Origin of the sequence: Bifidobacterium sp. B4111 (genome assembly GCF_026537235.1) — a bacterium.
In the GTDB taxonomy this organism is placed as follows: Bacteria; Actinomycetota; Actinomycetes; order Actinomycetales; family Bifidobacteriaceae; genus Bombiscardovia.
In genome coordinates this window covers 100182-123822 of the sequence record NZ_JAFNMO010000003.1, presented here as the reverse complement: position 1 = coordinate 123822, position 23641 = coordinate 100182, and the positions used below count along the sequence as shown (strand labels likewise).

Here is a 23641-nt window from a genome sequence, read left to right as displayed (position 1 = left end):
GTCTTCCTTTGTCTGATTGCGGTCAACTGTCATCACCAGTCCGAATGCCGGAGAATGCCGTTCCAACCGACTGCGTGCACAGGCAGGGATGACGGCCATCTGCGCACTTTGGGCATGGCCTCACTCTAGTGCTAGACCGTCCCAATGCCAGCAGATGCGTCCGTTAAGCCAGGCACTCAGGCATCAGCTGGCAGCCAGGCACGGGCCGCGGCGACCACAGGTTGGGCGGAATGAACGGCATGGACCAGGGCGTTCAGCCAGAATCCCTCCTCCAGATTCGGCAGAGCCTCCTTTGTGGCCCAGACCGACAGCACATAGTCGTGAACCCGATCGGGAGGGGTGGGGCCGTTGTAGCGCATGAGCACGACAGGATCGTCGGCGATCTCCTCCTCCATGACCAAGGGTGAGGCAGCCGATGTCCGGCCCTGGGGCACGCCGGGGATCAGATTGGGCAGATTTCTTGAGAAGTCCTCCGGAATCGCCAGGACGGTGCTTTCGTTTCCCTCAGGCTGCAAGGCATGCAAGGCCTCGATGGGCAGGTTGGCCAGTGACCAGTGGATCCATGGGAAGCCGCACACGGGCACGGAATCAGGATCCACCAGCATCCAATGCAGATAGCGAGCCTCCCGGGGTACATCCTCAAGCCGGAAGGGGAAGGAGACTACAGGACGTCCCTTGCGCGTGAGGGACTGCGGGGCGCGCTTGGCGTACCGATCGGGGATGGTGCCGAAATCTGTGATAATCCTCATGGTTCGATTCTCGCCCGCTCCAGTGACGGGGTCAAGTTCATCCGTGGAAGATATTTGAGATGATCAAGCACACCACCCTGCGCAAAAAGTGTAAGAGCCGCCCGGACCCTTCCAAGTGGAAATGATCCGGGCGGCTCTAGGTTGGACTGGAGAAAGGAATCAACAGAATCTTTCTCCTGGCGCCTGTAAGGCGCGCTTGCACATGCCTACTCGGCCTTGGCAGCCTCGGTGGCCTTGGCCTGGGCACGGGCGGCCTTGGCGGCTGCACGAGCCTGAGCCTTGGCCTCCTTCTCTTCAGCCTCGACACTGGCGATGAACTCAGCATGCTTGGTGGCAGGCATCCATCCGGTGTTGACCACCTTGACCTGCCAGATCCAGGCCAGGGCGAAGATCACCACAGCCAGGACCACCAGGACCACGGCCCCGGCAGGGACACCCAGCTGGGCCAGCTTGCCGACCACGGTGCCGTACCAGGCGAAGTCCGCATCGCCGAAGGTGGCGTTGGACAGGCCGAAGCTGCCCAGAACCGTCATCAGGATGGCCGGCAGGAAGGTGATCAGCAGACCGTTGATGAAGCCGCCGACCACAGCCCCGATGCGGCCGCCGGTTGCGTTGCCGAAGACGCCGGCGCCGCCGCCATCGAAGAAGTGGGGCACCATGCCCGGCAGGATCAGAGCCAGACCCCAGACGGGCCCGAGCCAGACGGCTATGATGACCAGAGCCACCAGACCGCCGGCGAAGGAGGACAGGAAGCCGATCAGGGATGCGTTGGCACCGTAGGGGAAGACAATGGGGATGTCCAGGGCAGGACGGGCGCCAGGGACCACCTTGTTGGCGATGCCCTGGAAGGCGGGCACCAGCTCGCCCAGGATGATGCGGACGCCGTAGAGGATGATGCTCACACCGATGCCGAACTGCAAGGCCTGAGCGAAAGCGGCCATGAAGAAGGCACCCCAGTTGGCCGGATGTGATGGGAAGACGGCGAATGCGGCCTTGGCCGGCACCACTAAAGCGGTCCAGACAGCGAAGACCAGGTAGAGGACGACCATAAGCAAGGTGGTGGAGACCATGGAATCACGCAGGAAGCTCAGCCCCTTGGGGAAGTCGATGTCCTCGGTGGAACGCGACTTCTTGCCCACAGCGCTGCCAACCGCGCCCGAGACCACGTAGCCCAAGGTGTTGAAGTGGCCGATGGACAGCTTGTCGCTGCCGGTCACCCGGTTCATGTAAGGCTGGGCGAAAGCGGGCATGGCCACCATGATCACGCCCATGAGCAGGGCGCCGATCAGCACGATGAGCAGGTTGTTGCCCTTGCCGAACCCGATCGAAAGGACCAGGGCCAGCAGGGTGGACATGAAGACCATATGGTGACCGGTCAAGAAGACGTACTTGAGTGGGGTGAACCGTGCCAGCAGGATCATGACGATGAAGCTGAGCACGATGATGTAGGCGGAGGCCGCGCCGAACTGGCTGGAGGCCTGGGCCACGATCACCTCGTTGGTGGGGACGACCCCGTGGGCGCCAGTGGCCTTGAAGACCAGCTTGCCGAAGGGATCCAGGGCGTTGGTCACCACAGTGGCGCCAGCGCCTAGAATCAGATAGCCCATGGCCGCCTTGAGGGCACCCGAGATGACCTGGCCTGCGCTCCGTTTCAGGGCGATCAGGCCGATAGCCGCCACAATGCCGATCAGATAGGCGGGCACATTCAGAATCTCCTGGCTGATGAAGTTCAGCACCGCAAGGAAGACATTCATTATTGGTCCTTACTATTTCTCTCTTGTTCTCAACTCGAAAGAGCGGGCGTCCCATCGGCCTAGCGATGATGAATGCCCGCCGGGCGCATCAGTCGGCGTACTGCTCCAGGATGCCCTTGATCTCGTCCTTGTCCATGAAATTCTGGACGGTCTCGACCGGGGTGGTGGTCCCCTCCAGCTCGGGTGCCAGCTGAGGTGAGGTCAACACCAGATCGTTCATGTTGGCCGTGCCCTTGGCGCTACCTGCGTCGGAGGTGGTCACAGTCACATCCATGCCCAGCTCCGATGCCACCTGCTCGACGTTGACCTTGAGCAGGACCGAGGTGCCGATGCCGTTGCCGCATACGCAGAGAATATCCATGAGTTGCTCCTTTGTTCCTTGTTTGCTCTTACTGCTTCTTGTTCACGATTGAAGAATGGCGCGGACCTCGTCAGGGGTGCCGGCCTTGGCCAGTTGCTGGGTCTTTTTCGCGTCGGTCAGCGCACCGGCGATGGCGGACATCACCTGCAGGTGCTCCTGCTCATCCCGTCCGGCCAGACCGATCACCAGGGAGACCGGATCGTTGGCCTTGTTGCCGAACTCGACAGGCGTGGACAGCCTTACCCAGCTCAGGCCGGTTCCCAGGACCGCCTCGCTAGGGCGCGAATGGGCCAGAGCCAGACCGGGGGCGATAACAATGTAGGGGCCCATCTTCTCGACGGTCTCGATCATCTGATCCGTGTAGGCATCGGTGGTGAACCCGGAGGCCACCAGCCTGTCGCCCGCCTTGCGGATGGCATCCCGCCAGTCAGTCGCCGGTACATCCAGGGCAAAGGATGTGTCGGGAAGGAAGGCTTGGAAATCCGTCATGTCTGCTCCTTGCTCGTGCTGTTTGACTTGCTCGATTGCACCGGATCCGATGGATCTGCACAAATCCGGCCGGCTGCTCACCACCCCTGGGGATGGTAGAACTCTCCGTCCAGAGCCCTGGCGGCCAGCGCCTTGGCCTCGTCCATGGTGTGCTTGGCCAGCTCGGCGCGAACATCATCCAAGGCGACCGGCGTCATGGACAGGCTGGTCACGCCGATGCCCGCCAGAACCACGGCCAGGTCCGGATCGGCAGCAGCCTCGCCGCAGACTCCGACAGGCATGTTATTGGCCTGGCCGGCGTCAGCGATGAGCTTGATGGCCCTCAGGACGGCAGGATGCCAGGCGGTCTGATAGGAGGCGACCGAACCCAGTGTGCGGTCGGCAGCCAGCGTGTACTGGGTCAGATCGTTGGTGCCGATGCTGACGAAATCGGCCACCTTGGCCACCTTGTCGGCCATCAAGGCAATCGAGGGAACCTCGGCCATGACGCCCACGCGCTTGAGCCCCTTGCTCTTGCCCAGACGGACGAAGTAGTCGGCCTCGTGTTCGTCGGCGACCATGGGCGCCATAACCCACAGGTCAGCGTCGGTCTCGGCATCGGCCCGGGCCAAGGCCTCCAGCTGATCCTCCAGAACCTGGCTGTGGACCTTCAGCGTGCGCAGACCACGCAGCCCCAAGGCCGGATTGGGTTCGTCGGCCTGGGTCAGGAAGGGCAGCGGCTTGTCGGCGCCGGCATCCAGCAGGCGAATGACCACCTTGCGACCGGGGAAACGTTCAAGAAGAGCACGGTAGGCCTTGGCCTGCTCCTCGACGCCGGGCGCCTGCTCGTTGCCCAGGAAGAGGAACTCCGAGCGGAAGAGTCCAATGCCCTCGGCTCCATACTCCAGGGCCGGATCGGCATCGGCAGGCTTGCCGACATTGGCCAAGAGGGGAATTCTGGTTCCGTCCTTGAGCTGGCCTGGGCGACCCCGCAATGCCTTGGCCTGATCCGCATCGCGACGGGCCTGCTCAGCCTTCTCAATCTGTTCCTTGGTAGGATCGGCTGTCACCCTGCCAGCAGAGGCATCGACAATGACTGTCTGTCCGTCGGACAGCCCGGCTGCATCCTGGGCGCCGACGACGGCGACGATCCCCCGGGACCGGGCCAGGATGGCGGTGTGGCTGGTGGGGCCGCCCTCAATGGTGACGATGGCCAGGACCTTGGTCATGTCCAGGCTGGAAGTGTCGGCTGGAGACAGGTCAGGGGCGACCAGGACGAATGGCTTGTCGCTTTCCGGGACGCCCGGGGCCGGCACCCCGAGCAGTCGTGCGATAACACGCTGGCCCACATCATGCAGGTCGTTGGCCCGCTCACCCATGTAGCCGCCGATGGCCTGGAGCTTTCCCTCGAAGTCGGCAAATGCCTCATAGACGGACCGCTCGGCGGTCCTGCCGTCGTCCAGCAGGGATCGAATCGAGGTCTTCAGGGCCGGATCCTGGGCCATCTGGGCCAGGGCGATCAGAATCGGAGCGGCGTCCTTGGCCCCCTGCCCATCCTGGGCGGCCTTGGCGCGCACAAGCAGGTCCTTGTTGACCGAAGCCAGAGCGGATTCGACTCTGTCGAATTCAGCATCCGCCGTCAGGTTCCCGGACCTGGCTTCATCGCCGGGCACATCCAGTCCGGCCGCCATATGGATGACCGGGCCAACGGCAACGCCGCGGCCAATGCCCACGCCTTGAATCTCCATGTCGCACTCCTTAGTGCCTGCCACTTCGTCCGCGCTGAACCGGGGGCCAACTCGGAGGCAGAAGTGGAAACGTTCTTTGAGCAACGGTGTTCAGTATACACACATTCATTTTATTTTCAACGGTAATCGATTTCTGGCATCTGTGGGCTATCGTGGTATGATATCCAGCGTATCCATCACCCGGATGCCGGTCCATCGAGGCCGGCCCCACCACGGAGAGAGCTGATCATCATGGCAACAGCACAGCGATCCACCATCATCACCGATCCAGTCGGCATCCACGCCAGGCCCGCTTCGGAATTCTCGCAGGCCGCCGCATCAAGCGGTTGCAAGGTCACCATAGCCAAGGGCGATGGAGCTCCTGTGGAAGCGGGCAGCATCCTGATGGTCATGAGCCTGGGCATCGCCAAGGGCGACCAGGTCACCGTGACCGTCGATGGGGACGATGCTGGATCCGTAGCAGATGCCTTGGTGGCCAAGCTGACCCAGGCCGAATAACCCACAGCCCGCATCAGGCGCTAGCGGAAAGGACCTTTAAGCAGCCAATGGGACGATCGGCGGACAGTCAGCCCTCCATTGCCAACGTCGCAGCCTTAGCGGGCGTCTCGACGGCAACCGTATCCCGCGTTCTTTCCGGCCATAGACGCAAAAACGACGACATCAGTCGACGGGTTCACGCAGCGGCCGAGAAACTCAATTATTCGGCCAATTTTGCTGCCAGTGCCCTGCGTTCGGACCGCAGCAGGACCTTGGGCCTGGTTTTGTGCGGTGCTACTGGGAGCGTGGCAGGATCCATCCTGGATCTGCTGAGCCGGCGGCTGACCGGACAACACCGTTATCTGATGGTCGCCTCCGTCGACGGCAATCAGGCCCTTGAAGCTGCAATGAGGTCAATGGCGGCCCGCCGGACCGAGGGGATCATCGTCGTCCCCTCCCTGGATGAAGATCCGTCCGGGATGCCAGTCGATTTGCCCGCCGAATTGCCGGTCGTCCAAGTAGGAGGCAAACCGCTCTCCTATCACACCAGCTGGGTCGGCATGGACCAGGCGGCCTCCATGAGGCTGATCATCGCCCACCTGGCCGAGCAGAACGCGCACGCCGTAGCCTATCTGAGCCGCGAGCTGAACACCAGCGCCGCCACAGAGCTTTTCAGCACCTTCTCAACCCTGACCAACACTCTGGGCATTACGCCAGAACCGGACTGGGTCCAATTCGGCCCCTGCAGCATGCGTCGTGGCCACGATAATGTCATGGCCATGCTTGCCGATGGCAGCAGCCATCCAGATGCCATCATCTGCGGGGATGACTCGCTGGCGCTGGGAGCCCTGATGGCCTGCCGGGACCTGGGGATCCAGGTTCCCGATCAGCTCAAGGTTGCGACATTCGTCGACAGCCCGGCCTGCCTGATAAGCAGTCCGACCCTGACCGCAGTCAGGCCGCCATTGGAGGACATCGTCCGTGAGGCTCTGCGGCTGGTTGATGCCAAAGGGCCATCCATCCTTCCCTCACATGTGGCCTTGCCGCCCCAGTTGCAATGCAGGGAATCGACCTGGTCACCAAGGATCGGCAGCAGCGACATGACCTCGCCCGGCACCTTCACCTATTGAATTCGGCTCACACCAGCAGGGCGCATAAGAGGGCCTCAAAGACCAGCAGGGGCGCGCCGTTGGCCGCGAGTCTTTCGCGGGCACGGGCAATCAGCTGAATGCGGTCGATGGCCCCCTGCCTGGAAAGCCTGACGGACAGTTCAGCGATTGCCGCCCGATTCTCCAGATTGACCAAGCCGGTTTTCTCCTCAGCGCCGTTCTGCAGGACGCCCACATCCCGATAGACGCTGGCCAGGGTGCTCAGGTTGCGGTCCAACACATCCCTGGTCAGTCTTGTCACCCGTCGACGAACCTGGTCCTTGCCGCCCAAGGCATGGTAGGCCCCGCGCAGCTGGCGTGGGATGCGTTCCTTGTCACTCAGACCGTTGATCTGCCGAAACTCCCGCTCGTCCCCAGCCACCTCATCATCCACGGTAGCGGTGGCCTGATCACGGGCCGCATCAACCACCCGGCCAGCCAGAATCACGGCATCCGAAGCACGCCGCAGGCCCAGCAGGCCCACCACCAGCTCATCACGATCGGCCAGGACCTGATCCCTTGTAGCGTAGAGACGGGCTATGCCGATGTGCCCCTGGGCCAGACGGGCAGCCTTGGCGGCCAGAGGCCGATCCACCCCCACCTGGTCAGTCAGAAAATCAGCCACTGCAGTGTTGGACGGCACCGCCAGATTGAGCACCCTGGTCCGTGAGCGGATGGTGGGCAGCACATCCTGGGCGCTGGGTGCACAAAGAAGCCAGATGGTACGCTCAGCCGGCTCTTCGATCTCCTTGAGCAGCACATTGGTGGTCCGCTCGAGCATCCGGTCCACGTCTTCGATGATGATGACCCGCCAGCGCGAAGTCGCAGGCATCTGCTCCGAGGTCATGATCAGCTCTCTTACTTCGTCGATGCCGATGGTGACCTTGTTGGTGGCCAGTATGGTCACGTCTGGATGGGTCCCGGCCAGGACCTGCTGGGTGACGCGGGTGGGCTGGTCGCTCAATCCCTGGTCAGGACTGATCAGGGCAGCCGCGAATGCCCGGGCCAGATTGGACCGCCCTGATCCAGGAGGGCCGCAGATCAACCAGGACTGCGCTACCTCGTCATGACCTTGCGCCTGAGCGGCCACCGTCCGCTTGAGTAGCTCGACCGTGGGCTGCTGGCCCACAATAGCATCCCAGACGCTCATCGGATCTTCCGCAGGAGCCGGGACCGGAGCAGCCAGCGAGCGCGAGAACCTGCAGGAGCCGAATCATCGTCAGCATCGCCGCCGACTGGTTCGCCTTCGATGGGCTGGTCATCCTGGTCAGCATCAGCCTCCGGCGCCTGATCGGACGTATCCGCAGCCTCGGTCCAGACCGACTCGGCACTCTGCTCATCGTCCTCATATCCTGCCGTCGATTCATCCTCGTCGGCATCGTCCTGAGCATCAGTGTCGTCATTCTCATCATCGACCTGCGGCAGATCCGACTCGCGCCCTTCGACCAACTTGTCCAAATCGTCCTGGATGATCTGCCAGACCTGGTCGATGGATTGGGTGGCGTCGATAACCAGGAACCGGTCGGGCTCCCTCCGAGCCAGCTGCAGGAATGCCTGACGCACATGCTGCTGAAAGTCGTCGCCAGCCGACTCCAGCCGATCGGGCTCATGGTCCAGACGCGACTTGGACTGAGACGGATCCGCGTCCAGCAGGTAGGTGCGCCTGGGCAGAAGGCCCTGACTGGCCCACAGACTCAGCCGACGAATCACACCCACCGACAGATCACGGCCTCCGGCCTGATAGGCCACTGAGGAATCCAAGTAACGATCGCAGAGCACAATGTCTCCGCGATCCAGAGCCGGACGCACCACCTGGGCCACATGCTCAGCCCGATCCGCCGCATAGAGCAGAGCCTCGGTCCTGGGGGCCAGATCGTCGGAGGCGTCAACCACGTCGGTACCTCCGGTCACGGCGACCGAGGGAAAAGCGGCCAAGCCGTGGAGGACGAGTTCCCGAATGGTCAATCCGACAGGGGTGCCGCCTGGCTCGCGGGTAACCAGGGATCGCAGGCCGCACTCCTGCAGATAGTTATGTGCTCGTTGAACCTGGGTGGTTTTGCCTGCACCATCCACGCCCTCGAAGGAAATGAACAAACCATCGCTCATGCCTTATGCTCCGTACTCTTGGAAGTCTTGGCGGTTTTGGCCTTCTTTGTGGTTTTACGGGCACGATTGGCCGACTTGCCAGCTACAGATTTGCTGGACGCCGACTTGCGGGCGGCGGACTTTCGCGCAGTCGACTTGCGGGCGGTCCGGCCGCGTCGCTTGGCGGGTCCAGCCGCGCGCTTCTCTGCCAGCAGGCGGAAGGCCACCTCCGGCTCGATGGACTGGGCCGTGTACTGCTTGGGCAGGGTCCTGTTGGTCTGCCCGTCAGTGATGTAGACACCGTAGAACCCGTCCTTGATGGTGACGGGTTTGCCGCTGTCCGGGTCCGTACCCAGCTCACGAAGAGGGGGCTTGGCCGCGCTCCGGGAACGCCGTCCGTACTTGGGCTGGTCGAAGAGGGCTTTGGCCCCGGCCTGATCGATGGTGAAAATCTGCCCCTCGTCGGTCAGCGAACGCGTCTCGGTGCCGCCGTCAGTCTTAGTGGCCGTCAAATAGGGGCCATAACGGCCGTTGCTGGCCGTGACGGTGGCCTGGTCGGTTTCTCCCGTCTTGGCATCGGTCAGCTCGATGCTGCCCACCGTCCTAGGCAGGCTGAGCAGTTTCAAAGCATCCTCCAAGGTGACCGTATCTGGATCCATGGTTTTGAAGAGCGAGGCCATCTTGGGCTTGGGACCGGCCTGCTTGGTTGTCCGTGCAGTCTTGCCGGTCGGCTTTTTCTGCTCGGCCGCTTCCTCCTCGGGGCTGATCAGAGCCACATAGGGCCCGAATCTACCCTTACGCACCTCAACCCGACCGCCGGTCTGCGGATCCTTGCCCAGCTGACGGGGACCGCCGGCATTGGCGGCAATCAGTTCATGGCCTGCCGCCACGGTCAGCTCGTCCGGAGCCATGGTGGGCGGCAACGAGGCCCGCTTGGGGTTGCCGTCGGCATCCAGGTCGGCCGTATCCTCAAGATAGGGACCATAGCGGCCAACCCTCACCTGCAGGCCATCGCCAATCTCGATGGTGTTGATCTTGCGGGCGTCTATGTCTCCTAGCTGGGCCACCTGCTCCTGCAAGCCCTGATGAGCCTGATCAGCGTTTTGGGCGGCACCCGGGCCTGAGCCGAAGTAGAACCGTGTCAGCCAGTCCTTGCCCTGCTCCTTGCCATGGGCAATCATATCCAGGCCGTTCTCCATCTGCGCCGTGAATTGGTAATCCACATATCTGGGGAAATTGGTCTCCAGCAATCTGACTACCGAAAATGCCAGCCAGGAGGGGATCAGTGCACGGCCGCGCTCATAGACGTATCCACGATCGATGATGGTCGAGATGATGCTGGCATAGGTGGAGGGCCTGCCTATTTCCTTGGCCTCCAGGGTCTTGACCAGGGAGGCCTCGGTGTAGCGTGCAGGCGGCTGGGTTTCATGCCCGTCAGGTTCTGCCGAGGCGGCACGAAGCACGTCCCCCTGCTGGACCGGAGGCAGGGATGAACCCTCATCGGTCTGCTCAGAGCCTGCACTCATAGCCTTGAGGAAGCCGGGGAACTTGATGACGGTGCCTGAAGCCTGGAAGAGGGCCGTACCCTCTTTGCCTGCCTGCGCCGACAGGCGGATGGTGGCTGTAGACCCGGTGGCGTCGGCCATCTGCGAAGCCAGGGTGCGCCGCCAGATCAGGGTGTAGAGCTTGAGCTGGTCAGGAGCCAGACGGTCGGCCAGATCCTGAGGCCTGTGAAAGGTGGAACCGGCGGGCCGGATGCACTCGTGGGCCTCCTGGGCGCCGGCGGTCTTGGTTACATACTGCTTGGACTCAGCCGAAAGGTATTCGGCGCCGTACTCACGCTCGACCCCCTTGCGGGCAGCGGCAATGGCCTCCTGGGAGAGGGTGACCGAATCCGTACGCATGTAAGTGATGAACCCGTTCTCATAGAGCCCCTGGGCAGCGCGCATGGTGGCCCGTGAACTCATGCCCAGCCGGTTGCCAGCCGTCTGCTGCAGGGTAGATGTAGTGAAGGGGGGCTGAGGACGCCGCCGATATGGCTTGGTCTCCATACCCGTCACTGTGAAGTCCTGCTCCTTCAGCGCCTCAGCAAGGTTCCGGGCATGCTGCTCGTCCAGCTGCAGGACCTGCTCCTTGGTGGCCGTTTCCGTCAGCTGACCCTTGGATGTGAAGTCCTTGGAGACCGCCAGCCGCTGCTCCCCCAGACCGATCATTCGTGCCTGAAAACCACTCGACGGCGCCGATTCCCCGGCATCCTTCTGCACCAAACGCGCCAACAGATCCCAGTAGGAGGCCTTGACGAAGGCCATACGCTCACGCTCACGCTCCACGATCAGCCGAGTCGCCACAGACTGAACACGTCCGGCGCTCAGCCCCGGACCTACCTTGCGCCAGAGCACCGGTGAGAGCTCGTAGCCATAGAGCCGATCCAGGACCCTGCGGGTCTCCTGGGCATCAACCATGTGGGCATCCACGTCCCTGGTGTGCTTGAGCGAATTCTTGATGGCCTCTGGGGTGATCTCATGAAAGACCATGCGTTTTACCGGCACCTTGGGTTTGAGGGTCTGGACCAGGTGCCAGGCGATGGCCTCCCCTTCCCGATCCTCATCAGTGGCCAGATAGAGCTCGTCAGCGTTCTTCAGCGCCTTCTTGAGCTCGGACACCGTGTGTTTCTTTTTATCGTCCACGATGTAATAGGGCTTGAAGCCATCATCCACGTCTACGCCGAACTTGCCGTAGGCCTTCTTATGGGAAGCCGGGATCTGCGATGGCTGGGCCAGGTCGCGGATATGACCCACTGAGGCCATGACCGTGTAGCCCTTGCCCAGGTACCCGCCGATCTTCTTTGCCTTGGTTGGCGACTCAACAATGACGAGCTTATTGCCGGATGCCATGACCTCTCCTTATATCGTGGTCTTTCGCACGCCATCTTACTCACGAGGTTCCGTCACCATGCAAATCAAGGGGTCATGTGCACAGGTGTGGAATCCCTGCGTCTGATGGCGGATGAGTCAGCGGCGATCAGTGCTCCCAGGGATCAGCCTCAGTCGTTCTGGGGCGGAGCCGGAGGCCGACCGACAAGGCCCATCCTGGTCAGAGGCGAGGCCGTGATCTGCCTTATCGCCAGAACCAGTCCCAGGGTCAGCGACAGCACAGATGCCATCATTATGACGGCCGAGCAATGGACCCCGTAGGCCGTCCACCGGGCTCCGATCTCCAGCCCAGGACTGACCTGCCAGATGACATAGCAGGCGTAGAGAATCCCCAGGAAACCCGCAACCAGCATCAGGGTGGAGACAATCTGAATCGAAGCCGATGACATCCTGGTCCCAGGAACATCCATCCCGGTTCCCCGCGTAGCGGCCAGAGCAATAAGACAGAGACCGGTCGGAATAAGAATGCCCATAATCACGTCTGAGGGGCGATGCCAGCCACCCTGCACCAACGAACAGCCCACGGACAGGTCAAAGGCGAACCCCACCAAGGCGACCGGGGCCCTCCAAACGCGCGGCACCACACAGAGCAGGGCCAGGACCACCGCCAGAGCCAGGACGGTATGCCCGGATGGAGTTGAGTTGGATGCGGAGGCCTGGGCATGGATAAGCACAGGACGCGGCAGAAAGCGTTTGAGAATGCGGGCCACCCCGTAGACCATCAGAGCATATACGGCAACCTGGCCGAGCAGCCACCACCGGTGTCGCGCCAGAACAACCGCAAAAGCTGCAAGACCCAGCACCACGCAGATCACCACAGTCAAATAAGGAATAGTGAACAGTCCCAGGTAGGCCTTGACCAGGGGCGCCTGGTCAAGGAAACCGCGGAAGTTGGTCAGGGCCATGTCGTCATAAGTCTGCCCGGGAACAGTCCAAACAGCCGCCCACCAGACAAAAGCAGCCAGACCCAGACAGGCCAGGCCCGCGACCATGCACAGAACCAGGGCTGAAATCCGAGGTCGGGACGTCAAGGGATCACGGTCAACATGACTGCCGTCCCCTTCGGTCTGTTCATTCGGGTCCCGGTACCAGGTCTCCTGTGCTTCGCCCTGCTTATGCTTGCTGCTCATACCTCAAGACTCTATCCAACGCCTTGGCCGACACCCGACGCTACCGGCCGACGAGCGCGTTCCTTTCACGACTCTCACAGCGACCCGCCCTCAGCCGACACGGAAAAGGCGAGCAAAGCCCATTATTGGCCGCCCGACAACACCATCGCCACATATACGACCGCATAAGGAAAACTCCCACGCACCCGCCAGAGGTCACGTACCCTTGCTGCATTCCTGCCCTGGGGGATTAGGTGATATGACGCCACGTGAGAGCAAGTCACCATGATAGCAGACCGTCTCCGATTGTCCATTAGGACGTGCCGAACAGAGCGCAGGGACACCCGTCGTCTGCGGCCTAAACCGTCCTCCGGCATGAGGGCGGCCTGCCCTAAGCCGAGTCTGGCAACAACTCTCAAGACCAGCGCTATTCATTGGCTGAGCGCATCAGGTAGCTGCCCGGGCTCATGCGCGCAGGCCAGTTGACCCGGCGACTTGGCTGTGGATCAATAGTAATACCTGCCTGGATCGCTGAATTTGACGCTCAGTTCGCCGTCGTCCCCGATTGTGAAAGAGCCGGTCAGGTAGTCGGATGCCGAGGTTGTGTCGTCCTTCCAGTCTTCATTCTCATTGAAGCGATACTGATAGCCGATATGGGTCTGAATCAGACCGGTTTGGAACTCGCCAGCGCTCAAATCCAATCTTTCCAAGGTGGGCGGGGTACTGACGGTCCGTTTGATGTTCGTATAGGCCGGATCGCCATAATCGTTGAAGCCGCCGTTGGAGAAGGAGCAGCCGGCCATCTTCGTCGCAGTGGAGGCCGTACATTCATCGATATGATGCTGGACTTGATCCAGAATTCCTTTTTTCAATGCGTCCGTGGCCTGAGGGGCGATGTAAGCGACTGTCTGGGGATCGTTGATCTTGACCGGCTGGGCCTGGACGTATTGGGCATTGGCGAGCTTTACCCTGGCCACGCCTGGATAGACTGGCAAGGTGTACTGATCCATTGAGCTGTAGCGCACCTCATCAATGCTACCGGAGGAGGCATCAGAGGGCGGGGTGACGACTTCTTTGTTCATCCCGGCCTTGGACAGCTTAACATTGATGCCATTGACCTCGATGTCGTCAACGATCTTGGGGGCGGCTACCTTGATCCTGGTGGTCAGGGGGGTGATGATCCTCCAGGAGTCGAAAATCAGGAACTGCTTGCCTGATGCCTGCACATACAGCATCTTGGATTGCTTGGCCCCGTTGACCGTATAGGAGATCTGCACCTGGTAGCCGGGGGCTTGCGTGTTTCGGACCAGAGGGCCAATCTCGACGTTTTTGATGCGCGAGCCGGCATTCTTGGCATAGCCGTTGGTCAGCAGCACGCGCGAGTCGTTGGCCACACCGGGGTCCACCAGCTTATTAGCCCGCTGGTAATCCCCGCTGGATACAGCGGAGACGTACGCATTGATCTGCCCGGACGGCGTGAAGACCGTATTCTTGAGTATCAGATAAGCGCCAACAAGGATGACGGCAAGACCAATCAGCGTGCTCCAAATGATGAGGGTCCGCCGCCGCATCTTGTGTGCGACCGGGACAGCCACGGCCGCCTGGGTCTGGGCCGGGGAATCAGACAGGGGCGATGTCTCGGATTCGTCGGCCATGGCTTGCCCGACCTGTGGCAGGATCGCAGTAGGTCGATCCGCGTCCGCCATATCCGCAGTGTCCGTCGCTTCCAGGGAAAGGGACCGAACCTTAGGGTCGTTCTCGGCGGAGGATACCTCTCTCCCGGGAGCAGGCAGAGCAGCAGGCTCGTTTGCACCGCCTCCGGCAGCCGCCTGGGAAGTTGCTTCGCTGAGCGGCGCATGGGCTTCGGCGAGCGTGCCGTCAGCCTCCCCGCCCCCTTCGACATTGGCATCCACCGCAGCGTCATCAGCATCCGGAGCCGCACCTTGGCCGGCCACCGGCGTCAGCGGGTGCCCGCAGGAGATGCAGAACTGGGCATCAGGCTCGATTTTGGCCCCGCAATTGGTGCAGAACATAGCTGTCTTCACCTCTCTTCCTTGCTGTTCCCTTGCATGTCGCAGCCGCCGTCAGAACATAGAGAACATGGCGCTCATGAAGGCGGTGCCGGCGATGCCCAGAACGATGATCATCATCAGCAGGAGGATCAGGAAGGCCACGACCATGAAGATGATCCAGAGCCAGAAGGAGTCCAGCTTGCGGTGGTTGCTGGAGGTGGCTATCAGATAGGAAGGGATCATGGCCATCAGGCCGAAGCTGAGCAGGAATATGATGCCGGCCACGAGTGAGGCGCCGACCAAGGAGAGCAGAAGCAGCACCGCATGGAAGAGGACGGCCGGAATCATGATCTGCCCAAAGGCATCGTGCACCTGCCGCAAGCCGTCAGGATCACCGTAGATCTTTTTTCCCAAAAAGACGATAAGAACCATGGCGTACAGCACCACGGCCATAGCGATGAAGCCACGGATGAAAAGGGCGAGGCTGCTTGAGGAGCCAGTCGAAGCCGAAGGGGAAGGATAGTCCATCATCGAAGCCAAGGAACTGGTTGCATGCGAAACGACGGAGACCGCCTGCGAGGCCCAGATCGTAACCAGGAACGAGACAATTATAGCCTCCATCAGTATGGGCAGGCAGGCGTACCAAGCAGGTTTGATCATGCGCAGGCTGGGCTTCTTCAATGCAGCCAGCAACCAGTTAAAGAAGAGATTGGCCTGGGTGGACGCATTCTGCTGGGCTGATGCCATGCCTGGAGCCGCACCGGGCACAGACTCCTGAAGGCGACTCTGCATGGGCTGGGCCGCTTGGCCGTGCCAGAACGGTTGAGCCGAATGATCTGCAAAAGTCTGGGCTTCTGAATCGCCCGAAAGCTCGTCATTGATCCTAGGGTCGATTCCCTGCCGAGACTGCTGAACCGTAGCCTCATGCTGAAGCTGGGGCTGTTGCGACTGCTCGGCTGAGTCTGAACTCTGGTCGGCAACAGGCGCATCCTGCTCCTGTTTTGCAAGCGGTGTACCGCATCTGCGGCAGAACTTCGCGTTATCCGGGTTCTCGGCCTGGCATGATGCGCATACCTTCATGATTCGGTCATCCTTCTCTGACTCGTTCCCTCCCCGGGCCTGGATAAGCCCAAGGCAGACTTTTACCATATAATCACAAACTGTGAACATCAAACCTGTGCATGCCGGTTGCCTATCTCGTGCCGGGAATATGAACACGGCCCCACGTCCCTTCCTTTTCCACGCACAGGCAGACCGCCGGCTCAGTCGAAAGATTGACAAGTGCCACCGCTACGATTGCAGGCTGCCTGCCATGACAAGCGCTTTCCGCAAACAAGACGACAGCCGCTTGACGACATCCTGCTCTTATTGCGACTGCGGTTCATGCCGGGATGCCCACCAACGCAATCCCGCCCTCTGCCGGCAGGAGCTCTTCAATTGACCGGAACAGTCCTGGTTCTCGGCACCCTGCGGCCACAGGTCCAGCAGCTCCATTCGGCTGCGTATTGCGGAGGGCAGGGCGGGGGATCGATAAGATTGGGGTTGCCGCTCGTCGGCTTGCTGCTTAAGGTGTACGAGCATGAAGAACCACTGTCAGTCGGGAATGCACGAAATGAAAATAGTGCAGGCGAACCAAGGAGGATCATGGACGCGGATTTGGTAATTGTGGGCGCCGGCCTATTTGGCCTGACCGTGGCCCAGCAGGCGGTCGAGCATTCCGGCGCCCGGGTGCGGATCATCGACGTACGCGACCACATCGGCGGCAACGCCTACTCCTATATGGACGAGGAAACCGGGGCCGAAATCCACAAGTATGGGGCCCACCTCTTCCACACCTCCAACCGCAAGGTCTGGGAGTATGTCAATCGCTTCACCAAATTCACCGACTACACCCACAGGGTCTACACCACCCACAAGGGCGAGGTCTACCCCCTGCCCATCAACTTGGGGACCATCAACCAGTTCTTCCACGCCCACTACACCCCCCAGCAGGCCCGAGAACTGATCCGGGAGCAGGCCGGCGAGCTGGCCGGGACCGACCCGGGCAACCTGAACGATCAGGGCATCTCTCTGATCGGCCGCCCCCTGTATGAGGCCTTCATCAAGAACTACACGGCCAAGCAGTGGCAGACCGACCCCTCCCAGCTGCCCGCCTCGATCATCAAGCGGCTTCCGGTGCGGTTCAACTACGATAACCACTACTTCAAGGACACCTGGGAAGGCCTGCCCAAGGACGGCTACACCGCCTGGTTCGAGAGGATGATCGACGACCCACGCATCCAGGTGAGCTTGAAAACCGACTTCTTCGACAACTCCCAGCCCTGGAACCGGGATGCGCTGGTGGGGCGGGTCCCCGTGGTCTACACGGGCCCGGTCGACCGCTACTTCGACTACCGCCTGGGTGAGCTCAAGTGGCGGACCGTGGACTTCAAGGAGCGCCGCTACGACGAGGACGACCACTTCGGCTGCCCGGTCATGAACTTCTCCGATCCTGACGTGCCCTACACCCGCGCCATCGAGTTCAAGAACTTCAATCCCGAACGCTACGACCGACAGAACCATGAGCGTACCGTGGTCTGGGAGGAATACAGCCGCTTCGCCGGCAAGGGCGACGAGCCCTACTACCCCATCAACACGGGTGACGATCGGGCCCTCTATACCCAGTACAGGCAACTGGCCGTTCAGCAGCCGAAAGTGGTCTTCGGCGGCCGCCTGGGCACCTACGCTTACTACGACATGCACCAGGTCATCAATTCAGCCTTGGATGCCTGGGACAAGCGGATCGCTCCCCTGGTAGGCCACACCAGGACTGAAACCCTGATTGCACCCCTGACGATCTTCTAGAGGCAATTTAGCGGGATTTCTTGAAGGGAGCCTGAGACTGAAGAGTCCAGCGCCGGGTTGAGCCAGCAAATCCGGAGCCACTCTTCCGGGTAAGAATACAAAGAGGCCAGCCGCCTATGGAAAGCGACCGGCCTCTTTCCAAACCAAGCATCTGCCATTCGTGACACCGGGGCGACCTTGGACGGGGCGCCCCAGACATCAATCAGGCAGAATCTACAGGCTCAGGCGTGCCAGACGTCCTTGCCGTTCTCCTTGGCGGCCTTGACATCGGCATCCAGGGCGCTCTCGTCGCCCTCCACCTTGCCGGCGATGTAATCCTCGACCAGCTGACGGGCCTCGTTGTCCTCATGCTGGACGGCGGGGGACTTCATGAAGTAGGAGCTGGGGGCCAGCACCGGGCCGGCCAGGTGGCGGTCCAGGGCGATCTTGGCGGCACGCAGGGCATCGATGACGATGCCGGCCGAGTTAGGTGAATCCCAGACTTCCAGCCTGTACTCCAGATTCAGAGGAACATCGCCGAAGGTGGTGCCTTCCAGACGCACAAAGGCCAGCTTGCGGTCATCCAGCCAAGCCACGTAGTCAGAGGGACCGATGTGGACGTTGTGGGGATCCATATCATGAGGAACGATAGAGGTAACGGCACGGGTCTTGGAAACCTTCTTGGATTCCAGACGAGAGCGCTGCAGCATGTTCATAAAGTCCATGTTGCCCCCCACGTTCAGCTGGTAGGTGCGGTCCAGACGCACGCCGCGATCCTCGAAGAGGCGGGCCATGACCCTGTGTGTGATAGTGGCGCCCACCTGGCTCTTGATGTCGTCGCCTACGATGGGCAGGCCGGCATCGCGGAACTTCTGGGCCCACTCGGGGTCGGAGGCGATGAAGACGGGCAGGCAGTTGACGAAGGCGCACCCTGCCTCGATGGCAGCGGTGGCATAGGCCTTGTCAGCCTGCTCAGAGCCGACGGGCAGGTAGGAGACCAGTACATCGACCTTCTTGTCGCGCAAAACCTGGGCCACATCAACAGGCTCGGCGTCCGATTCGGTGATCATCTTGCTGTAGTACTCGCCCAACCCGTCGCCGGTCGGCCCGCGCAGCACCTTCACGCCTTTGTTGGGAACGTCGCAGAACTTGTAAGTGTTGTTCTGCGAGGCGAAGATGGCCTCGCTCAAGTCCTTGCCAACCTTGAGTGAATCCACATCGAAGGCGGTCACGAACTCCACGTCACGAATTCGGTAGCCGCCGAAATTGGCGTGCATGATGCCGGGGATCTTGTCATCATCCTTGGCGTCCTTGTAATACTCGACTCCCTGTACCAGCGAGGAAGCGCAGTTGCCCACGCCCGCTATAGCTACACGGATGCTCATACAAACTCCTCTGATTTACTGAGTTATTCCAACTTAAGCATACCTTCTCCCGATGGAAAGCATGAATGGAATTAAACCGTATCTTCGCACTCAGTAGCAGAACTCGCTTCGAGCTGGGCACAAACGTACGAAGATGATGAACGTTCAGCCCTAGGTCGAACAGTTTTCAGCCCTGCCGGATAGCGTGGTTGGCATGGCCAATCAGACTCGTTCAGTCAGTTCGACCTCGCCCTCACGCAGGACCCGATCCGGGACGCGCGGCGGCAGGAATCGCACCGACAGGCTCACCTCGCGGCATGCCGACCGGAATCCTCGTGGCGGCGGCCCCCGTCGCGGACGACCCCGCAAGTCGCATCGTGTGCTTAAGTGGACCCTGGCTTTGCTGGGACTGGTGCTGGTCGCCGGAGCGGCGGCCTTCGCGTACCTGTATCTGACCACTGAAATCATCCCACCGGAAAAGCAGGCACTAGCGCAAAAGACCACGGTCTACTATGCGGACGGCACCACCCCCATTGGAACCTATGCCGACCAGAACCGGGAAATCATCGACTGCGCTGTCCTGCCCAAGTATGTGGGCAATGCAGTCGTCGCTTCGGAGAACCGCTCCTTCTATAAAGACAACGGCATCGACCTCAAGGGCATCGGTCGGGCCCTGCTCAACAACGTGACCAAGGGCACCCGGCAGGGCGGATCCACCATCACCCAGCAGTACGCTGAGCGCTACTATCTGGGCGAGACCACCTCCTACAAGGGCAAGCTGCGCGAGGCCATCCTCTCTTTGAAGATCTCCAGGACCGAGAGCAAGGACACAGTCCTGTGCAACTACATGAACACCATCTACTTCGGCCGTGGCGCCTACGGGATCCAGGCCGCCGCCCAGAATTACTTCGGCAAGGATGCCAAGGACCTGACCATGCCCGAGTCGGCCATGTTGGCTGGCATCATTCCTGCACCGGCCTCCTGGGATCCAGCGGTCAACCCCAAACAGGCCGAATCACGCTTCCACCGGGTGCTGGGCATCATGGAAGAGGACCACTACATCAGCCACAAGGACCGACTCGGCGCCCAGATGCCCCAGACCATCAAGTACTCCCCGGAGAACGTCTATCAAGGTCCCAATGGCTACCTACTGCGCATGGTCCGCAACGAACTGTCATCGGGCAAGAAGGCTCCTTTCACCGCAGACGACCTGGATACGGGCGGCTACCGGATCATCACCACCATCCAAAAAGACAAGCAGGATCTGATGTTTCAGGTGGCCAGCCCGTCCACAGGGAACAAGCATCTGCCGCCCACTCTGCAAATCGGGGGGCTCTCGGTCGACCCCAAGACCGGGGCCATCATCTCCCTGTACGCCGGTGACGACTACCTGACCCACCAGCTCAACAACGTGGATCAGGCGACCTTCCAGGTCGGCTCGACCATGAAGGCCTACACCCTCCTTGGGGCCATCCAGGATGGGGTCAGCCTGAACACGGTCTTCAACGGCAATTCGCCGCGCACTTTCTCCAGCGTAGGCAAGTCCGTCGCCAACGCCGGGCAGGTCAGCTACGGGTACATCAACCTCTACTCGGCCTTCGCCAACTCGGTCAACACGGTCTTCATGGACCTGGGCGAGCACGTGACCTCGCAGAAGACGGCTCAGCTGGCACACACCGCTGGCATCACGGGCAAGATCGACGACACGACCACCTTCGATACCTTGGGTCTGGATGCCCTTTCCGTCTATGACGCGACCCAAGGCTACGCCACCTTGGCCAACGGGGGCAAGCGCCCCCTGCTGCATCTGGTAGCCGAGGTCAAGGATGCCAAGGATCAGGAGCTCTACACGGCAGCCGTCCAGTCGGATCAGGTCTTCAATGCCGAACAGGTAGCCCTGCTGCAGAAAGCCATGACCACCACAGTCCAGTACGGCACCGCATCCTATGCGCGTTCCCTGGGCCGGCCCATCGCCGGCAAGACAGGCACGGCCAATGACCAGACCGCCATCTCCTTCATCGGGTTCACCCCCTCGCTTCTGACCACCTTCGCCGTCTGGAACCAGGGACAGGATGGCAGCGCCCTGAAGGTCCCTGATCTCTATCAGAACGAGTTCTACCCGGTCCAGCTCTTCACCCAGTACATGAAACCGGCTCTGGGCAACACCCCTGTGGAACGTTTCCCAGCAGCCGTCGACCATGGCAAGATCGGCGGGCCGGACGGCAGCTGGGGCACCGGTTACCGGCAGAGCTACTCGTACACGCCCAGGCGCGAATACACATACACCCCCCAGCAACGCGTCCAACGGCAGAACCCGGAGCAGGGTCAGTCCGGCTCCGGCAACGGTTCGGACGCCGGGGGCGGAACCGGGAACGAGAACAGCAGCGGCAACACCGAAGGCAGCAACGAAGGCAGCACTCAGGGCGACTCCGAAGGTCAGCCATCCCAGCAGTAAACCGCTCCAAACAATTTGGTCCGATCCGGGCGTAGTTGTACGTCCGGACCGGACCTGAAAGACCGGTATCGGTTTTTCTGGCCTTCAGCCGCGCTGGAAGCGGTTGAGCGCCGAGATAATGGCCTTGAGGGAGCTGGTGGAGATGGACGAATCGATGCCCACGCCCCAGATCACCCGGGACCTGGCCGGTTCGCCCACCTGGCATTCCACATAGGAAGCCGCCAGAGCATCCGTGCCGGCGGTCATGGCGTGCTCGGCGTAATCCAGGACGGAGACGGTTTGGTCCAAGGACTTGAGTGCATCCAGGAAGGCCGCAATCGGGCCGTTCCCGTGCCCCTGAACACGACGGCGCTCCTCAGGATCGCCTGGGGCAAGTCCTCGGTCCAGCAGGGTGGCATCCAGCACGGTGTCGGAGCCGTCCTCGCCGGAGGTGACTGCCACATTCAGCAACTTGAAACGTCCCCACTGATGCAGAGTCTCATCACGCTGATCGGCCATGGACTCGCCGCCGACCACGCTTCCCCCGGCCTCGACGGGCAGGTACTCATCCTTGAAGAGCCGCCAGATGTCAGCATCCTTGACCTCGCGCTTGGTCCTGTCGGCATAGCTCTGGACCAGCCGTTCGAACTCCACCTGAAGACGCTTGGGCAGATCCAGATGATGGTTGGCCTTGAGCAGATAGGCCATGCCGCCCTTGCCCGACTGGGAGTTGACCCGGATGATGGCCTCATAGCTGCCGCCCACATCCTTGGGGTCGATGGGCAGGTAGGGCACCAGCCAGAGGAAGTCATCGGGGTTGGCATTGGCACGCAAAGCCGCCTGCTGCCGGGCATCCAACCCCTTCTTGATGGCATCCTGATGAGAGCCGGAGAAGGCTGTGAAGACGAAGTTGCCCGCATAGGGGTGCCGCTCGGAGACGGCGATCTGATTGCAGTACTCCACCGTCCGACGGATGCCGGGCATGTCGGAGAAGTCCAGCTGGGGATCGATCCCCTGGACCAGCAGGTTCAGCCCCACCGTGCAAATGTCAACATTGCCGGTACGCTCGCCATTGCCCAGCAGACAGCCCTCCACCCGGTCGGCCCCGGCCAGCAGGCTGAGCTCGGTGGCGGCCACAGCCATGCCCTCGTCGTTGTGGGGGTGCAGGGAAAGCACCACCGCATCCCGATCTTTGAGGTTGGTGGATATGTACTCCACCTCGTCGGCGAAGACGTTGGGGGTGGTCATCTCCACGGTATTGGGCAGGTTGATGATCATGGGATGCTCCGGCGTGGGCCGGATCACGTCGATGACCGCGTTGCAGACCTCCAGAGAATACTCGGGCTCTGCGCCGGAGAAGGACTCGGGCGAGTACTCATAGGAAAGATCAGCGCCCCCGGCATCGGCCTCCAGGGAGCGGCAGAGTTCGGCGGCATCGGTGGCCAGTTTCTTAATACCGGCCTTGTCCTTGTGGAAGACGACTTCCCGCTGCAGGACCGAAACCGAGTTGTAGAAGTGGACCACAGCCCGCTTGGCCCCACGCAGGGCCTCATATGTACGGCGAATCAGGTGCTCGCGGGCCTGGGTAAGGACCACGATGGTCACGTCGTCGGGAATCAGCTCGCGTTCTATCAACAAGCGGATGAAGTCGTAATCGGTCTCGGAGGCCGAGGGGAAGCCCACCTCGATCTCCTTGAAGCCCATGGAAATCAGCAGATTCCAGAATCTCAGCTTGCGCTCGGAATCCATGGGGTCGACCAGTGCCTGGTTGCCGTCACGGAGATCCACCGAGCACCAGCGGGGCGCCCGCTTCAGGGTCTTGCCCGGCCAGGTACGCTGCGGATAGTCAAAGGGGACCTGCTTGTTGTAGGCCACATACTTGTTGTAGGGCATGGCGCTGGGCTTTTGCGGCGAACCCACGAACCTGGGGGGAGGCAGCAGCAGGTCGTTGTTCCCTCCATTGGACGCCGCGGCCTGGGCCGCAAGATCAAACACGGATGCACGATCCTGATCCATCTCTCCTCCTTCTTTCGTTCGTCGGAAACCACAATGTCACCCGGCAATAGTATTCGGGCAGGCCGAAACCGTACCGGGGGTGCCATTATTCTACCGGAGGAGAGCCGGGATATGCGGTCCAGGTCCGCATTCCGACGCAGAGGAAGGCGAGCGCACAGGG

The 23641-nt window shown here is 61.3% G+C and carries 16 protein-coding genes, 1 other RNA gene and 1 pseudogene; 4 read left to right on the top strand and 14 right to left on the bottom strand.

All coding sequences use genetic code 11. The features are described from left to right. Positions 1-176: 176 nt before the first annotated feature. The 5 genes from J3T93_RS06705 to ptsP form a co-directional block, all read right to left on the bottom strand. Positions 177-749 carry a YbhB/YbcL family Raf kinase inhibitor-like protein gene (locus tag J3T93_RS06705; protein WP_267431050.1) on the bottom strand — a complete coding sequence of 191 codons (573 nt, stop codon included), beginning with the start codon at positions 747-749 and terminating at the stop codon, positions 177-179. Between the two features lie 206 nt (positions 750-955). Next, on the bottom strand, positions 956-2503 hold the full coding sequence (locus J3T93_RS06700) for a PTS ascorbate transporter subunit IIC (protein ID WP_267431049.1): 1548 nt from the start codon (positions 2501-2503) through the stop codon (positions 956-958). Positions 2504-2591: 88 nt separating this feature from the next. Then, positions 2592-2864: a PTS sugar transporter subunit IIB gene (locus J3T93_RS06695; RefSeq protein WP_024626949.1), complete on the bottom strand. Its 273-nt coding sequence runs from the start codon at positions 2862-2864 to the stop codon at positions 2592-2594. Between the two features lie 42 nt (positions 2865-2906). Further along, positions 2907-3353: a PTS sugar transporter subunit IIA gene (locus J3T93_RS06690; protein ID WP_121914979.1), complete on the bottom strand. Its 447-nt coding sequence runs from the start codon at positions 3351-3353 to the stop codon at positions 2907-2909. 77 nt (positions 3354-3430) lie between these two features. Beyond that, positions 3431-5080: a phosphoenolpyruvate--protein phosphotransferase gene (ptsP, locus tag J3T93_RS06685; protein WP_267431048.1), complete on the bottom strand. Its 1650-nt coding sequence runs from the start codon at positions 5078-5080 to the stop codon at positions 3431-3433. 231 nt (positions 5081-5311) lie between these two features. On the opposite strand from ptsP, the gene J3T93_RS06680 reads away from it, so the two are divergent. Together J3T93_RS06680 and J3T93_RS06675 are read left to right on the top strand one after the other, a co-directional pair. Further along, positions 5312-5578 (top strand): HPr family phosphocarrier protein, encoded by a 267-nt coding sequence (locus J3T93_RS06680; protein WP_267431047.1) that lies wholly within the window; start codon positions 5312-5314, stop codon positions 5576-5578. Positions 5579-5625: 47 nt separating this feature from the next. Further along, positions 5626-6687, top strand: coding sequence for a LacI family DNA-binding transcriptional regulator (locus J3T93_RS06675; protein WP_267431046.1), 1062 nt, complete (start codon positions 5626-5628; stop codon positions 6685-6687). 7 nt (positions 6688-6694) lie between these two features. On the opposite strand, the gene J3T93_RS06670 is transcribed toward J3T93_RS06675, so the two are convergent. From J3T93_RS06670 to J3T93_RS06640, 7 genes and pseudogenes are all read right to left on the bottom strand, one after another. Next, entirely contained in the window at positions 6695-7855 is a 1161-nt protein-coding gene (locus J3T93_RS06670) for a DNA polymerase III subunit delta' (RefSeq protein WP_267431045.1), read from the bottom strand. Positions 7856-8157: 302 nt separating this feature from the next. Beyond that, positions 8158-8811 (bottom strand): annotated as a pseudogene (gene tmk, locus J3T93_RS06665) (dTMP kinase); the annotation flags it as partial. Beyond that, a complete protein-coding gene (gene topA / locus J3T93_RS06660; protein WP_267431043.1) occupies positions 8808-11684 on the bottom strand; it encodes a type I DNA topoisomerase in 2877 nt (958 codons plus the stop codon). The pseudogene tmk and the gene topA, both read right to left, overlap by 4 nt. 149 nt (positions 11685-11833) lie before the next feature. Next, a complete protein-coding gene (locus J3T93_RS06655) occupies positions 11834-12853 on the bottom strand; it encodes a phosphatase PAP2 family protein (RefSeq protein WP_267431042.1) in 1020 nt (339 codons plus the stop codon). A gap of 168 nt (positions 12854-13021) precedes the next feature. Next, positions 13022-13111: signal recognition particle sRNA small type (ffs, locus tag J3T93_RS06650), an RNA gene on the bottom strand. A 227-nt stretch (positions 13112-13338) separates the two neighbouring features. Further along, positions 13339-14877 carry a zinc ribbon domain-containing protein gene (locus J3T93_RS06645; RefSeq protein ID WP_267431041.1) on the bottom strand — a complete coding sequence of 513 codons (1539 nt, stop codon included), beginning with the start codon at positions 14875-14877 and terminating at the stop codon, positions 13339-13341. Positions 14878-14916: 39 nt separating this feature from the next. Next, the gene (locus tag J3T93_RS06640; protein ID WP_267431040.1) at positions 14917-15924 is read right to left on the bottom strand and encodes a zinc ribbon domain-containing protein; all 1008 of its coding nucleotides are present in this window, start codon (positions 15922-15924) and stop codon (positions 14917-14919) included. Positions 15925-16488: 564 nt separating this feature from the next. Here J3T93_RS06640 and glf point away from each other — a divergent pair. Next, the gene (gene glf, locus J3T93_RS06635) at positions 16489-17688 is read left to right on the top strand and encodes a UDP-galactopyranose mutase (protein ID WP_267431039.1); all 1200 of its coding nucleotides are present in this window, start codon (positions 16489-16491) and stop codon (positions 17686-17688) included. 221 nt (positions 17689-17909) lie between these two features. On the opposite strand, the gene J3T93_RS06630 is transcribed toward glf, so the two are convergent. Further along, positions 17910-19052 (bottom strand): inositol-3-phosphate synthase, encoded by a 1143-nt coding sequence (locus J3T93_RS06630; protein WP_267431038.1) that lies wholly within the window; start codon positions 19050-19052, stop codon positions 17910-17912. A gap of 193 nt (positions 19053-19245) precedes the next feature. On the opposite strand from J3T93_RS06630, the gene J3T93_RS06625 reads away from it, so the two are divergent. Beyond that, complete coding sequence (locus tag J3T93_RS06625; protein ID WP_267431037.1) at positions 19246-21486, top strand: transglycosylase domain-containing protein; 2241 nt, start codon at positions 19246-19248, stop codon at positions 21484-21486. Between the two features lie 84 nt (positions 21487-21570). On the opposite strand, the gene leuA is transcribed toward J3T93_RS06625, so the two are convergent. Further along, positions 21571-23481: a 2-isopropylmalate synthase gene (leuA, locus tag J3T93_RS06620; RefSeq protein WP_267431036.1), complete on the bottom strand. Its 1911-nt coding sequence runs from the start codon at positions 23479-23481 to the stop codon at positions 21571-21573. Positions 23482-23641 lie beyond the last annotated feature (160 nt).

Bases quoted from the DNA above. Each gene is read 5' to 3' on its own strand.
- J3T93_RS06705 (WP_267431050.1), bottom strand. From the start codon at position 749: ATGAGGATTATCACAGATTTCGGCACCATCCCCGATCGGTACGCCAAG.
- J3T93_RS06700 (WP_267431049.1), bottom strand. From the start codon at position 2,503: ATGAATGTCTTCCTTGCGGTGCTGAACTTCATCAGCCAGGAGATTCTG.
- J3T93_RS06695 (WP_024626949.1), bottom strand. From the start codon at position 2,864: ATGGATATTCTCTGCGTATGCGGCAACGGCATCGGCACCTCGGTCCTG.
- J3T93_RS06690 (WP_121914979.1), bottom strand. From the start codon at position 3,353: ATGACGGATTTCCAAGCCTTCCTTCCCGACACATCCTTTGCCCTGGAT.
- ptsP (WP_267431048.1), bottom strand. From the start codon at position 5,080: ATGGAGATTCAAGGCGTGGGCATTGGCCGCGGCGTTGCCGTTGGCCCG.
- J3T93_RS06680 (WP_267431047.1), top strand. From the start codon at position 5,312: ATGGCAACAGCACAGCGATCCACCATCATCACCGATCCAGTCGGCATC.
- J3T93_RS06675 (WP_267431046.1), top strand. From the start codon at position 5,626: ATGGGACGATCGGCGGACAGTCAGCCCTCCATTGCCAACGTCGCAGCC.
- J3T93_RS06670 (WP_267431045.1), bottom strand. From the start codon at position 7,855: ATGAGCGTCTGGGATGCTATTGTGGGCCAGCAGCCCACGGTCGAGCTA.
- topA (WP_267431043.1), bottom strand. From the start codon at position 11,684: ATGGCATCCGGCAATAAGCTCGTCATTGTTGAGTCGCCAACCAAGGCA.
- J3T93_RS06655 (WP_267431042.1), bottom strand. From the start codon at position 12,853: ATGAGCAGCAAGCATAAGCAGGGCGAAGCACAGGAGACCTGGTACCGG.
- J3T93_RS06640 (WP_267431040.1), bottom strand. From the start codon at position 15,924: ATGAAGGTATGCGCATCATGCCAGGCCGAGAACCCGGATAACGCGAAG.
- glf (WP_267431039.1), top strand. From the start codon at position 16,489: ATGGACGCGGATTTGGTAATTGTGGGCGCCGGCCTATTTGGCCTGACC.
- J3T93_RS06630 (WP_267431038.1), bottom strand. From the start codon at position 19,052: ATGAGCATCCGTGTAGCTATAGCGGGCGTGGGCAACTGCGCTTCCTCG.
- J3T93_RS06625 (WP_267431037.1), top strand. From the start codon at position 19,246: ATGGCCAATCAGACTCGTTCAGTCAGTTCGACCTCGCCCTCACGCAGG.
- leuA (WP_267431036.1), bottom strand. From the start codon at position 23,481: ATGGATCAGGATCGTGCATCCGTGTTTGATCTTGCGGCCCAGGCCGCG.